Source organism: Sphingobacterium olei (assembly GCF_005048855.1).
In the GTDB taxonomy this organism is placed as follows: Bacteria; Bacteroidota; Bacteroidia; order Sphingobacteriales; family Sphingobacteriaceae; genus Sphingobacterium; species Sphingobacterium olei.
Map to the genome: position 1 here is coordinate 202,123 of NZ_SUME01000004.1, position 15,046 is coordinate 217,168.

Below are 15,046 nucleotides of genomic sequence, written 5' to 3' on the forward strand. Positions count from 1 at the left end.
TATTATAATATGAAGTTTCTCCATAAAAGTACCTTTTCCTTATTGTTATTCGGCTTAGGTATTCAAGCTGCGGTTGCACAGTCCAGCGTAACATTATCCAATGACGGGCGTGTGGAAAATATAAAACAATCCGACGACCGCAAAGGAATTCCATGGCTTGACGAGACCATCGTCGAGCAAAATCGGCTGCCAATGCGGAGCGACTATATTGTTTATGCAGATAAAGAAGAAGTCACACAAAGCGATTGGAGGAAATCTTCTTTTTATCAGAGTCTCAATGGTTCGTGGAAATTTAAATGGGTAGAAGCACCTGCGGATCTCCCTGCCAATTTTGAGGCCGCTGATTATGATGACAGTCAATGGCCTACCTTCCAAGTCCCCGGAAATTGGGAAATGAACGGATATGGATTTCGGATGTACACGACTTCGGGGTTTGAATTTCGGTATCTGTTAGATGGAGGCCGTGCCAATCCTCCCATCATACCCATGCATTTCAATCCTACCGCAGTGTATAGACGAGAGGTGGTTATTGATGATAACTGGGATGGAAAGCATGTTATTCTTCACATAGGAGCCGCCAAATCTAATTTATCAGTATGGGTAAATGGTCGTTATGTCGGTTACGGTGAAGATAGTAAATTGCCTTCCGAGTTTGATGTGACCTCGTTTCTGAAGAAAGGTAAAAATAGCATCGTCCTGAAGATTATGCGTTGGGGCGTAGCAAACTACTTAGAAGATCAGGATATGTGGCGTCTTAGTGGAATTACACGAGATTGCTACCTGATCGCACGGCATCCACAATATATCTATGATGTGGATATCTCGCCTCTATTAGATAATACGTTTTCGAAAGGCGTATTACATACCACGCTCAGTTTAAACAAATCTACTGAAACAAATCTAACCGCCGAGATCGAACTAAAAAGGGGCGGCGAAACTATCCAGCGAGATCGGGTTTCATTTAAGGGGGAACAATCCGTTGAATCGGTGATCCAAGTCGAAAGTCCTGCCTTGTGGTCGGCGGAGACGCCGCATTTGTACGAGGTTGTTACCACGCTGAAGAATGAGAAAGGAGAAACCTTAGAGATCATACCCCAGCGGATCGGCTTTCGGAAAATTGAAATTAAAGGGGGACAATTTTTGGTCAATGGCCAACCTATATTAATTAAAGGGATCAATAGACATGAGACAGATCCGTTGACCGGACATGTGATCTCCAAGCAGGCCATGCTGAAAGATGTGCAGTTGATGAAACAGTTTAACATCAATTCGGTTCGCACCAGTCACTACCCCAATTCCGAATACTGGTTGGAACTATGTGACGAATATGGTATATATGTGATCGACGAAGCAAATATCGAATCGCATGGTATGGGCTACGATCTCTCGTATACCATGGCCAATCGTCCTACATGGGAAGAATCGCACGTTTCACGTGTGATGCGTTTGATCGAGCGGGACAAAAATCATGCGAGTGTGGTTATCTGGAGTATGGGCAACGAAGCAGGTAACGGCTATAATTTTTACAGAAGTTACGTGAAAATGAAGGAGCGCGATACAACACGACCCGTACAATACGAGCGGGCCGTTAACAATTATGGCGAATTGCGCTTTGACTGGAATACAGATTTAAATGTACCGATGTATGCCAGTCCCGATGCGATGAAAAGCTACGCAAAACGCAACCCTACACCCGAGAAACCTTTCATACAGTGCGAATACGCACATGCGATGGGAAACTCCTTAGGAAGCTTCAAAGACTATTGGGATATTATCCGTGATAATAAAGGTCTTTTTCAAGGAGGGTATATCTGGGATTTTGTCGATCAATGTTTTATTGAAATAAATGAAAAGGGCGATACGGTGTATACCTATGGCGGCGACTACGAACCAAAAGAAGCGATAACGGGGTGGAACTATGCGTCAAAAGGAATCTTTTATGCCAATCGTACACCCTATCCGCATGCCTGGGAAATGAAGAAAGTCTATCAAGACGTCCATACCACTTTAATCGGTAACGATACACTTGCCATCTACAATGAGAAGTTTTTTACCGATCTGTCCAATATCAGCATGGAGTGGGAGATTATTTTAGATGGTAAAAAAGTACAAAATGGTATGTTCGATCATATTTCTGTCGGGCCACAGGAAACAGTTCGGGTGCCAATACAGTATAAGCCTCTGGCGGCAGGAGAAGCATTCTTAAACGTCACATATAAACTAAAAGAGGCCGAGCCATTGCTCGCTGCAGGACATATTATTGCGACAGAACAATTATCCTTGGGAGGGAGTTACACGCCATTTACAACTTTAGATAGGCAAGCAGGAATAGCAACTTTCCAGGATGATCTGGGAATACATGTCCAAAGTAAGGATCTAGATATGGTATTTGACAAACAGACGGGCTGGTTAACGAAATACGTTTATAAAGGTACATGGTTTGCTGATGAAAATTATGCCTTGAAAGCTAATTTTTGGCGAGCACCTAATGATAATGATTTTGGGGCCAATACACCGGAAAAATTAAAAGCGTGGAAAGAAGTGACGAACCAAACCATATTAAAAAATATGAGGTACGAAGTGATAAATAATCTAGCGTATGTAACGGCAACTTACGAACTTCCGCAGGTATACGCTATATTGGAGATGAAATATATCATCAACAGTCGGGGAGAAATAAGTATTACGCAACTATTTAAGGCCAGTACCGATCACAAGGTTGATGTTCTTCCTCGGTTTGGTATGCAGTTGATTCTACCCGGAGGGTTCGAACAGGTGGAATATTATGGCAGAGGGCCACATGAAAACTATAGCGATAGAAATTTCGGTTCGCCCGTGGGTCTTTACAGGCAGACGGTCGACGATCAATATTTTCCGTATGTCATGCCCAATGAAACGGGTAATAAGACCGATGTTCGCTGGTGGAAGCTGATGAATAAAAAAGGTAAGGGATTGTTGGTAACCTCAGATACCCTGTTGAGCATGAGTGCACTGCATTACTTTGATAGCGACCTCGACGATGGTTCAAAACGCGCCCAAAGACATGCTGCCGACTTGGTACGGAGAGAACAGACACAGTTAAATATTGATCTCAAACAGATGGGCGTTGGTGGGGTGAACAGTTGGGGAGCTTGGCCATTAAAAGATTATTTGCTTCCCTACCAAGACTATTCCTTTTCATTTGTACTTAGGCCCATATAATCCCGTCGTATCAAGCTATTCGGTGCGTATTGATGAGTATGTAGACTACAATAGACGGGGTTGTATATGTTAATCCGAGGAGAAAGTTTTAATTTTAGGGTTGTAAATAAGCCTAACTGAAGATAAGAATCTATAATGAACAATAAAATGAAACTAACAATACTTTATACGCTTTTTATGGTGCTTGTTACGCCTATGGCGTTACTCGCTCAACCTGGGTTTGGAAAAGCTGAAAAAATAAACAATGATTGGGCGTTCCGATTGGGCGATATCGAAGATGGAGCCAAGATTGATTTGGATTTACGTGGGTGGAAAAAAGTAGCCCTGCCCCATGACTGGACTGTAAAACAGACCTTGAGTCCGTCGCTAGCAAGTGCGACGGGTTATTTGCCCGGAGGGATCGGTTGGTATCGCAAGCAGTTCGATGTAGCTGCAGATAAGCAGGGAGAGAAAATCTACCTATACTTCGAAGGGGTATATAATAGGAGCGAGGTTTTCGTCAATGGGCAGTCGTTAGGAAAACGTCCAAATGGATACATCTCTTTTATGTACGACGCAACACCCTACATCAAATTTGGTGGCGAGAATGTGATCGCTGTACGTGTCGATCATAGTCAAGATGCAGATTCGCGCTGGTATACCGGTTCAGGTATATACCGCGATGTATGGATGGTAACTGCCAATCCTGTTCATATCGATCAGTGGGGTGTGTATGCCTACCCGAGCGTTGATGGCAATAAGTCAAAACTACATGTTCAGGTCGATTTAAAAAATGAACTTGCCGTTTCAGCCACCGTATCCATAGCCAATGAACTCGTTGACTCTAATGGGAAGACTGTTGCTAAAAAAACGACGAAGTGCGTTATTGCTCCGGGAATGCAGCACGAGGCCAAGTTGTCTTTTGATGTTAAAAATCCACAGCTATGGAGCTTGAAAAATCCGCAGCTGTATACGTTGAAGACCAGTGTGTTGCAAGACGGGAAACGCATTGATGCGTCGGAGGTAAAAACAGGTTTTAGAACCTATACCTTTGATGCGAATAAGGGATTTGCATTAAATGGCGAGTGGATGAAAGTCAAAGGTGTCTGTTTGCATCATGATGCTGGCGTCTTAGGGGCAGAGGTTTATCCGGAAGTGTGGAGGCGCCGTTTGTTAACGTTAAAATCGTTGGGTGTAAATGCGATTCGTACCAGCCACAATCCACAAGCAAGCAGTCTGTATGAGTTGTGTGATGAGCTGGGGCTTCTCGTAATGAATGAAGCTTTTGATGAATGGGAATTTCCCAAACGTAAATGGCTACAGGGATGGAATCAAGGTACTCCTGGATTCCAGGGGACATATGATTTTTTTGAAGAGTGGGGAGAGCGTGATCTGGCAGATATGGTAAAAAGAGACCGAAACCATATTTCGATATTTGCATGGAGTATAGGTAATGAGGTCGATTATCCGAATGATCCGTATTCGCATCCGGTATTAGCAGGTAGTAAAGAAGGAGGTTTTACCCAGCCTATTTTTGGGGGCTATAAAAAAGATGCTCCAGATGCCATGCGGTTAGGTGATATCGCAAAGCGCCTCGTCGCTGTTGTCAAAAAGTATGACACGAGTAGACCGGTTACGGCAGGGTTAGCTGGCGTTGCCATGTCGAATGAAACGGCCTATCCCGCGGCATTGGATATTACCGGTTATAACTACACCGAGAGCCGTTACGGGAGCGATCATGCCCGCTACCCGCAGCGGGTTATTTTCGGGAGCGAAAATAGACATGATTTCGGTGCTTGGCGGGCCGTGAAAGATCAAGAACATATCTTCGGGCAGTTCCTGTGGACCGGGATTGATTACCTGGGCGAATCCGGAAGATGGCCTTCCAGAGGATTTTATTCCGGACTTCTCGACTTTGGAGGCTTCATTAAGCCGAGGGGGTATTTTCGTCAATCGCTGTGGTCTGATGTACCGATGGCATACCTAGGCACATACCCTTTGCAGGGAGGTGGTGCCGCGACAGACGTCTGGTCGGTATTGGAAGCCGATCAAGGACAGAAAAAGGATCAAGCTCCCTCCATGGATGCCTGGCCAATTTGGAACTACCAAGATGGACAAGAAATTCGCGTCGTTTGTTACACCAATGCCGACCAAGCTCGATTAGAATTGAATGGTCAAGTCGTAGGTGAACTAAAACCATATAATCAGAAAGATGGAATTATCCATTGGGATATTCCTTACAAGGCAGGCAAGTTGGAAGTCGTTGGTCTTGATGCACAAAATAAGGAAGTTTCACGTTATCATATCCAGTCCAGCAAACGGCCCCATGCACTTCAATTAATTAACCCGGTCGCGTCTGCAAAGAAAACGGACGATGTCGTACAAGTGGAGCTACAAGTAGTCGATGAGGACGGCGTGCCTGTGCTGTTGTCCGACGAAGAGATTGTCTGTCAGATTTCCGGACCAGCACGTTTATTGGGCATGGAAGCAGGAAATAATTCGGATATGACCGATTATACCGATAACCGTCAACGTGTTTTCCATGGGAAGATTATCAATTATCTAAAAGTTTCGGGTCATGCCGGAGAAAAAGTATCTGTACGTTTTACTTCCACTTGGTTAACCCCTGTTGAAGTAAATTTTACGATAGAATAGCCAGGAGCAATCGACATTGCATTTTGCTTACAACACGTGTAATGTCGATTGCTATTGGATCTTATCTAGACAACTACTTCTGAAAAACTATGCTGGATTTCATCCAACACCTCTTGAATCTCTTCGAAAGTTTGCAAAGTAACTAATTGCATACGGTATTCCTTAAAATTAGGGATGCCCTTAAAGTAATTGGCATAATGTCGGCGCATTTCAAAAATTCCCACCTTATCACCTTTCCATTCTATGGATTTGGTAAGATGTGTGCGGCATACCTCCACACGTTCTGCAATGGTTGGTCCTTCTAATCTTTCTCCTGTATTAAAAAAGTGCTTTATTTCCCTAAAAATCCAAGGATATCCGATAGAAGCCCTGCCGATCATAATACCATCTACTTCGTATTCCTGACGCCAAGCTGCTGCTTTTTCGACGGAATCGATATCGCCATTCCCAAAAATGGGGATATGAATACGTGGATTACGTTTTACGTCACGGATCATCGACCAGTCTGCCTGCCCCTTGTACATCTGGGCACGTGTACGACCATGAATAGATAGCGCTTTGATGCCGATATCCTGTAAACGCTCTGCTACCTCATATACATTTTTGGTGCTGTCATCCCATCCGAGTCGTGTCTTCACCGTCACGGGTAGATGAGTCGCTTCCACTACGGCTTTCGTCATAGCGACCATTTTATCAATATCTTGTAATAAACTGGCACCGGCCCCACGGCAGGCTACGTTCTTTACCGGACAACCGTAGTTGATATCAATTAAATCTGGATTGGCTTGTGAACAGATCTCAGAAGATTGGCGCATATGTTCAATGTCCGATCCGAAAATCTGGATGCCTATAGGACGTTCGTATTCGAAAATATCGAGCTTTTGACGTGATTTAGCAGCATCTCTAATCAATCCCTCCGAAGAAATAAACTCGGTGTACATCATATCTACACCGTTTTGTTTGCATACATAACGAAATGGCGGATCACTTACATCCTCCATAGGAGCTAATAAGAGCGGGAATTCACCTAAATCAATATTTTCTCCAATTTTTATAGACATGATGCAAAATTAGCTAACTTGCGGTTTATATGCAAGTCGGTGCTCTTTCCTCTTTCATTAGGATGTAATGTAGACGTAAAATTCGCTTGAAGAAAGGAATTGTATGACACGGAAGAACTATTTTTTTTGTCAAATGACTAATAAATTAGAGTCTTTTTTGTTTTTTTTATAATTTTTGTTTGTTTATTTAAAAATTATTTTAAATTTGCAATGCAATGACAATAATGAATACATATCAATTATGGTGGTGGCCTGAAGCAAATCGCGTCGGGAACAATCTTTTTGGTATATAGATAAAGAATTTCATAATCAACCAAAACCATTTGAAAACTAAGCCCGACAAAATTTGTCGGGCTTTTTTTCTTAAAGTGTTTGTATTATTGAGTAATTATTAGAAGTATGTCTTATATATTTAAAACGAATTATAGAAAGATACTGGCAGATACCACAACACCTGTAAGTATTTATTTACGCTTGAGAGATTCTTTTCCAAACAGTCTACTGTTGGAAAGTTCAGAATACCATAGTAGAGATAATAATGTTAGTTATATCTGCTGCCAGCCTATTGCGGGAATCAAACTCGAAAAAGAAACATTAGAGATCTCTTATCCTAATAAAGAAAAAATCAAAAAAGATGCCACTGAGATCACACTTCGGAATGAAGTGTCCGATTTTAGAAAATCTTTTGAATCGAATCTTTTGGAAGATGTTAATGTTATATCTAATGGGCTTTTTGGTTATTTCACGTTTGATGCAATAGAACATTTTGAAGATATCAGATTAACAACGCCTGTGGATGAAAGACGGGATATCCCGCATCTTCAATATCATATATACAAATATGTAATTGCCATCGATCACTTCCGGAATCAGTTGTATATTTTCGAGCACCTCCTGGATCATGAAGAATCTGATCTGGAGCGCATGGAATATCTGATACAGAATAAAAATTTCCCCGAATATTCTTTTAAAGTACAGGGAGAAGAAACTTCCAATATGTCGGATGGAGATTTTAAAAATCTAGTCTTGAAGATGAAAGAACATATCCAACGTGGCGATGTCTTTCAAATCGTGCCTTCCAGGGGATTTACTACCCCATTTCACGGAGATGAATTTAACGTATACCGTGCGCTGCGGTCTGTCAATCCATCACCTTATCTGTTTTATTTTGATTATGGTGACTTTAAATTATTTGGATCTTCTCCAGAAGCACAGCTTACCATTAAAAAATCGGAAGCGACGATTTATCCTATTGCCGGTACATTTAAACGAACAGGTGACATGGAGCAGGATGAAAAAATAGCCGAAGAGTTAAAGAATGATCCAAAAGAATCTGCCGAACATGTCATGTTAGTAGATTTAGCACGCAACGATCTAAGCCGACATTGTACAAATGTGAAGGTTAAGTCGTATAAAGAAGCACAATATTATTCGCATATTATCCATTTAGTTTCCAAGGTTTCGGGCAAACTCAACAAAACAGCCAACCCCTTTGATGTGGTTGGAGATACCTACCCTGCAGGCACCTTGTCCGGAGCTCCCAAGCATATGGCACTTACATTGATTGATCGGTATGAAGGGCAGCAGCGTTCTTTTTATTCCGGTGCACTGGGTTATATGGGATTCAATGGCGATTTTAATCACGCGATTATGATCCGGTCTTTTCTGAGTAAGCGTAACTTGTTACACTATCAAGCAGGAGCAGGTATTGTATTGGATTCGGACCCGGAAAAAGAATTGCAAGAAGTAAATAATAAAATTGCTGCGTTGCGTAGTGCATTAAAAATAGCCGAAACGATATGATCAGGCCCTTAGAATATTGTCAAAACGGCGACCAGATCGCTCAATCGATAGACACTATAGACTACCGTATTTTAGAGTTGATAGCCCTTCGTAAGGCTTATGTGGACAAAGCGACTCATTTTGAGTCTGTGCCGCCAGAAGCGGATGCCCGCGATCAAGTTGAAAAAATGTTAAAGCTCAGATACAACTGGGCGGCGCAATTGACATTAGATAAGGAGACTGTACATACGGTCTTTCAAACGATCATTAACCATTTTAAGAATAAAGAATTAGAACTATTACATGAACAATAAGATATTAGTCATCGATAACTATGACTCCTTCACCTATAATTTAGTTCATCTCTTACAAGAGTTGGAGCAAGACTATGTAGTCGTGCGCAACGATAAGTTCGAATTAAAAGATGTGGAAGCGTACGATAAGATTTTGTTGTCGCCCGGCCCTGGGATTCCGGAAGAGGCGGGGCTTCTGCTGGATGTCATCCGTATGTATTCATCCACGAAACGTATTTTGGGTATCTGTCTCGGTCAGCAAGCTATAGCCGAAGTATTTGGTGGCAAGCTTTTCAATATGCCAAAGCCATTGCATGGCGTAGCAACGGATATCATCGTGACGGATGATAATGAAAAATTATTTCAGGATTTCCCCCGGGATTCGAAGATTGGCCGTTACCACTCGTGGGCTGTAGAGAAAGAAGGACTGCCTCCTTCACTTAAGATTACGGCATTGGATTCCAATGGAATTATTATGGCGCTATCGCATACGGAATACGATGTCAAAGGGATGCAATTTCACCCTGAATCGATATTGACGGATAATGGTAAATTGTTAATTGCTAACTGGTTGAAGTAACATGAACACAACTATTTTAGATAAAATTGTAGCTAAAAAAAAGATAGAAGTTGCTACTGCAAAAGCAAACGTTTTTTTATCAGAATTAGAGAAGTACCCACTGTTTGACCGATCCTGCTATTCACTGAAGGAATCGGTGTTACGGGCAGATCGAACAGGAATAATAGCAGAGTACAAACGAGCTTCTCCATCCAAAGGCATCATCAATGCGGTATCTTCCGTTCAAGAGGTGGTAAAGGGCTATCAGGATGCTGGAGCATCTGCGGTTTCGGTATTAACGGATCCTGATTTTTTTCAAGGTAATTTAGCAGATTTAACTGCTGCCCGCGAAGTATTGACTATTCCGTTACTGCGAAAGGAGTTTGTGGTAGATCCGTATCAGATCACCGAAGCAAAAGCCTATGGTGCTGATATCATTCTTTTAATAGCCACTTGTCTCACATCCGAGGAAATTAATAATTTCTCCTCTTATGCTAAATCGCTAGGCTTGAATGTGCTATTAGAAGTGCACAATGAGGAAGAACTGAACCGGAGTATTTTTGATACGATAGATGCTATTGGTGTCAATAACAGAAACCTGAAGGATTTTTCGGTATCGCTCGATCATTCTTATGATTTGGTCAACAAGATCCCCGATCGTTTTGTAAAAGTTTCCGAAAGTGGGATCTCCGATCCAACCACTATTCGTGCATTAAAACAGGTCGGCTATCAGGCGTTTTTGATCGGCGAGAATTTTATGAAGACAGATAATCCTGCGGAGGCTATTAAGGAATTTGTAAAGGAGTTGTAGTGTTTATAATAAAAGAAGGATTTTCTTAATCAATTTCTTTTATCCTCGCCGCCGGACAGGGCTCTTTCTTTTTTTATAAAAAGAAACAAAAAATCGTCGCTGGAATCATTTGGCTGTACGGACAGTGCTTCCCACTACTATTGCCAAATAATTCAAAGGCGACATTTGCCGAATTTGTAAGGATAGTGCATCTCTTGTCTACAGCTACAAGTTTTAGCGGAATTTAAAAAAGTGGCCTTATCGGATTTGAACGAGCAGGCAGCGAATGGTGTGCTGCAGAAAGGTTCAAATTGTACTGTCCAAGCAGATCTCAGCCCTTGAGGTGGCATCGTGCGTTGGAGGCCTAAGAGCTGCGCAATGCATCATCGCGTCGCCGGAACGACAAATACGGTAAAGCCTTGATTTTTTTGCTTCGTTTTTTTATTAAGAAAAAAATGAAGGCCCTGTCGTGGTAACGACGGAAAGGTAATGCGATGGACTAATCAAAAAGGTGATTAGAAAATAGGTGCTATTATTTCAATCAATACCAATCAAAAAACCTTAATCCTTTAATAAATCAGGCCTACGCTCCTTGGTTCTTAATAACTGCTGCTCATCACGCCATTCCGCAATTTTAGCTTCATGGCCACTTAATAATACAGCAGGTACTTTATGTCCGCGCCACTCTGCAGGTCTCGTGTAGATAGGCGCATCGAGGAGACCATCTTGAAAAGAATCCGATAATGCGGAGGTTTCATCAGATAAGACGCCCGGTATCAGTCGAACAATTGCGTCAACAACTATCGCAGCGGGGAGTTCACCTCCGGAGAGCACATAGTCGCCTACGGATATTTCCTTCGTTACAAAGATATCGCGGATACGTTGGTCTATACCTTTATAGTGTCCACACAATATGATAATATTTCCTTTTGTCGAAAGGTCGTTGGCGATTTCCTGATTTAAAGTTACCCCATCAGGCGTCATATAAATTATCTCATCATATTCACGCTCACTTTGCAGTTTTTCGATACAGGATGCGAACGGTTCTATTTGCATCACCATGCCCGACCCACCTCCGTATGGATAGTCATCTACAGATTTTTGTTTGTTATGCGCATATTCGCGTAGATTATGAACATGTATTTCTGTTAACCCCTTTTTCTGTGCGCGTTGTAAGATGGAATGCGCAAAAGGACTTTCTAGTAATGAAGGCAATACGGTAATGATGTCAAATCGCATGGTGCAAAGTTAGCTAAAAGGAGCGAGTAAGAACAATTTATTGAATTAGTTGTTACAAAGGAACACAGCCAAAAAATTAAATAATACTTATCATCCATTTGGTAGAATCTTGGAATATGATAAGTTAATCGAATGAAATTGAAAAATAGTACAGATTTAATAAAAAATTAATATGCAAACATAGTTTTTTTTAAAAATATTTGCATAGACAACCTATCTAAGTTATATTTGAACGTTTTAACATATTTTAACAATCCGAATATTTTATTATATTCGGATATATTAACTAAATACAACAAACATATGAAACAAAAATTACTCAGTTTTATTCTTGTGTTTACATGCCTGGTAGGGGTGTCGTTTGCACAGAATCGTCAAGTGAGTGGTAAAGTGACATCAGCAGCTGATGGAAGCCCTGTTTCAGGGGCGTCAGTTGCTGTTATCGGTGCTACTACCGCTACACAGACGGATGGATCAGGAAACTACTCACTTTCTGTTCCGGCAAATTCAACATTACTGTTTTCTTACATCGGCTATACGTCGCAACGTGTTCCTGTAGGAAATCAAACGGTGTTAAATGTACAATTGGAATCCGATGAGACTTCATTGGACGAGGTTGTCGTAACGGCTTTGGGGATTCAACGTAAGTCTAAAAGCTTGACTTATGGAACGGAAAGTATCAATCCAGAAGATGTATTACAGAACTCAGAACCGGATCTTTTGAAGTCATTGCAAGGAAAAGTAGCAGGTGTTGATATTCGTACATCGCAAGGTACTCCTGGTGCGGCAACCCGCTTTCAAGTTCGCGGTAATGCCTCTTTTATTGGTGATAACCAACCTTTAATTATTGTGGATGGTGTGCCATTTGATAATTCAAGCACTGTAACAAGTAGTCAGACTTCAGGAGGTGGAGCTTATTCTTCAGGTATAGCCATGTTAGATCCGAATGAAATAGCTTCCATGACAGTACTTAAAGGTTCGGCAGCGGCGGCACTATATGGTTCTAGAGCCTCCAACGGAGCGGTGATAATTACAACAAAATCTGGGAGCGCCCGGTTAGGAGCACCGACATCGATTACTTTCAGGAGTTCAATTTCTGCGGAAAATATTGCTAATTTACCAGATTATCAAAACTCCTATGGCGCAGGTTCACAGTTTGGTTATTCCAATTCGAATGGATCTTGGGGACCAAATTTCAACAATCTGGATAGTATTCCCGCTTGGGATCCGTATATAGGGGCCGGTATTTTTGAGCCGGGAAGCAAAGTTCCGTATCAAGCTTATCCGACAAATGTTAAAGATTTATTTAATACAGGTGTTGTTTACGAAAATTCCATAGGAATTAATGGTGGATCTGATGTTGCAGGATTTAATTTAACGGCATCACAGATGGATCATAAAGGGTATGTGCCTAACTCCAGATATCAACGCTATAATATTTCTGCAGGTGGAACGGTTAAAATTTCGGAGCGATTAAATGCTAGAGCGAATGTTTCGTATGCGAATTCTGATCAAATAGGTGGTTACTTTGGTGAAAATCAGGTTTCTGGAGCTGCTTCGCAATTTGCAAGATCACTTTTTTTAGCGAGAAACTGGGACGGATCTTTGCCTTGGGAAACTTCCACCGGAGATAATTTAAATTGGCTTGGTGCTGGGCAATTCGATCATCCCACATGGTCGGCTTACAACAATTATGGAACAACGCGGGAAAATAGAGTTTTAGCATCTGCTGCATTGGATTATGTGGCGACAGATTGGCTAAGATTTTCCTACAATTTAGGAACAAATATCAGTTTCCTAGATAGGCAGGAAATTTATGAGCGCAGTTCACGTGCTTATGAAGGTGCTGGAGCAATAATATTAGATAACAGAGATCATAAAGAACTAGAATCGACGTTTGTAGCGACTTTTACACCTAATATTGGAGAAGATATATCTTTGAGTGGGTCAATAGGACATAATTACAACCAACGTGTAACAGATCGGGTAGTAAATGAGGGGCGACGATTTATTGCGCCTGATATATATACTTTAAAAAATACAGCTCAACAAATATTTGATACTGACGACTATTTTCAACGTCGTATTATGGGAGTATTTGCGGAAGCTACCTTTGGATATAAAGACTATCTATTTGTTCAGGCTACCGGTCGTAATGATTGGTCTTCAACATTACCATCTAATTCTAGATCATATTTTTACCCCGGAGTCTCCACATCGTTTATCCTAACGGATGCAGTAGAATCCCTTAAGAGTAATGTGTTGAGCTATGCTAAAGTTCGTGCAGCTTGGGCAAAAGTGGGACGAGATACGGATCCGTACAACTTACAGAATGTGTTTCTAATCACTCCAAACTTTCAGGGCCAGCCCACAGGACGTTATGATTATACTACGAATAATCCAAATTTAACACCAGAGTTTACGAATGAAGTAGAGCTAGGTGCTGAATTAGCATTTTGGAAAAGTAGGATCAACTTAGACTTCACTTGGTATAATAAAATATCCACAGACTTATTGGCTAGTATAGCCACGCCAACTTCTTCTGGTTATGATTATTATTTTACAAATTTTGGCAAGATCCGTAACAGAGGTGTTGAGATATCTTTGGGAATTAAGCCTTTGTCTCCTGAATCTTCTGTGAAGTGGAATATTAACACGGTATTCACTAGGAATGTAAACACAGTAGAAGAGCTTTTGGAAGGTACGGATCGTATTCAACTAAGAGGAGTTCTAACTGGTGTTTCTCCATATCTTGAGCCGGGTTTACCTTATGGTTATATTAGGGGAACAAAATCCTTACGTGATGATGAAGGCAATTTATTAATAAATCCTGCCAATGGAGCGATGATTGAGGATACAGAAGAGGGAATGGTAGGAGATCCGAATCCTGACTTTAAATTAGGTATTAATAATACTGTTTCATATAAGGGCTTTACATTCAGTGCACTATTTGATTTTACCAAAGGAGGAGATATGTATTCTGTTACGAACTCATCATTATTGGGCCGTGGTGTAACACGGGATACTGAAGGCAGGGAATATAATGCTATTATTCCTGGTGTTTACGGTGATCCTAATACAGGACAAGCTATTTTAGACGCAAACGGCAATAAGATCCAGAATCAGACTAAGATTACAGTAAATGATCTTTATTTTTCACCAAATGCTACGGCGGGCCAAACATTTGCAATAAACACGGCAACTGAGTGGAATATCTATGATGCTACGGTTTACCGCTTACGTGAAGTATCCCTGGGATATGAACTACCAAAGAGATTGTTTAGTGGTTCATTCGTTAAGGGGGTTAACGTTAGTTTGACAGGAAGAAACTTATGGTTCTTTGCACCTAATTTTCCAAAGTATTCTAACTTTGATCCGGAAGTTAACAGTTATGGCTCCTCTACAACACAAGGCTTTGATCTGTCAGCTGCTCCTACAACCCGTCGTTACGGATTTAATTTAGTTGCAAGATTTTAAAGATTTATGA

At 41.4% G+C, this 15,046-nt stretch carries 9 protein-coding genes; 7 read left to right on the forward strand and 2 right to left on the reverse strand.

The window, feature by feature from the left end; genetic code table 11:
• Window positions 1-9: 9 nt before the first annotated feature.
• Both FAZ15_RS10905 and FAZ15_RS10910 read left to right on the forward strand, forming a co-directional pair.
• Window positions 10-3,201 (forward strand): glycoside hydrolase family 2 TIM barrel-domain containing protein, encoded by a 3,192-nt coding sequence (locus tag FAZ15_RS10905; protein ID WP_136901348.1) that lies wholly within the window; start codon window positions 10-12, stop codon window positions 3,199-3,201.
• Between the two features lie 147 nt (window positions 3,202-3,348).
• Entirely contained in the window at window positions 3,349-5,835 is a 2,487-nt protein-coding gene (locus FAZ15_RS10910) for a sugar-binding domain-containing protein (protein WP_136901349.1), read from the forward strand.
• A gap of 65 nt (window positions 5,836-5,900) precedes the next feature.
• Here the strand turns inward: FAZ15_RS10910 and dusB are convergent, their stop codons facing one another.
• Window positions 5,901-6,896 carry a tRNA dihydrouridine synthase DusB gene (dusB, locus tag FAZ15_RS10915; RefSeq protein WP_136901350.1) on the reverse strand — a complete coding sequence of 332 codons (996 nt, stop codon included), beginning with the start codon at window positions 6,894-6,896 and terminating at the stop codon, window positions 5,901-5,903.
• A gap of 399 nt (window positions 6,897-7,295) precedes the next feature.
• On the opposite strand from dusB, the gene FAZ15_RS10920 reads away from it, so the two are divergent.
• From FAZ15_RS10920 to trpC, 4 genes are read left to right on the forward strand one after another with little or no spacing between them, the layout of a single operon-like run.
• Complete coding sequence (locus tag FAZ15_RS10920; protein ID WP_136901351.1) at window positions 7,296-8,699, forward strand: anthranilate synthase component I family protein; 1,404 nt, start codon at window positions 7,296-7,298, stop codon at window positions 8,697-8,699.
• Window positions 8,696-8,992, forward strand: coding sequence for a chorismate mutase (locus FAZ15_RS10925; protein ID WP_136901352.1), 297 nt, complete (start codon window positions 8,696-8,698; stop codon window positions 8,990-8,992). The genes FAZ15_RS10920 and FAZ15_RS10925 overlap by 4 nt, the downstream gene beginning before the upstream one ends.
• The gene (locus tag FAZ15_RS10930) at window positions 8,982-9,551 is read left to right on the forward strand and encodes an anthranilate synthase component II (RefSeq protein WP_136901353.1); all 570 of its coding nucleotides are present in this window, start codon (window positions 8,982-8,984) and stop codon (window positions 9,549-9,551) included. Before FAZ15_RS10925 ends, FAZ15_RS10930 begins: the two co-directional genes overlap by 11 nt.
• Window position 9,552: 1 nt before the next feature.
• Window positions 9,553-10,341: an indole-3-glycerol phosphate synthase TrpC gene (gene trpC, locus FAZ15_RS10935; RefSeq protein ID WP_136901354.1), complete on the forward strand. Its 789-nt coding sequence runs from the start codon at window positions 9,553-9,555 to the stop codon at window positions 10,339-10,341.
• A gap of 540 nt (window positions 10,342-10,881) precedes the next feature.
• On the opposite strand, the gene trmD is transcribed toward trpC, so the two are convergent.
• Window positions 10,882-11,559: a tRNA (guanosine(37)-N1)-methyltransferase TrmD gene (gene trmD, locus FAZ15_RS10940; protein ID WP_136901355.1), complete on the reverse strand. Its 678-nt coding sequence runs from the start codon at window positions 11,557-11,559 to the stop codon at window positions 10,882-10,884.
• 303 nt (window positions 11,560-11,862) lie between these two features.
• Between trmD and FAZ15_RS10945 the strand changes: the two genes are divergently transcribed.
• Window positions 11,863-15,036 (forward strand): SusC/RagA family TonB-linked outer membrane protein, encoded by a 3,174-nt coding sequence (locus tag FAZ15_RS10945; protein WP_136901356.1) that lies wholly within the window; start codon window positions 11,863-11,865, stop codon window positions 15,034-15,036.
• Window positions 15,037-15,046: the final 10 nt, after the last annotated feature.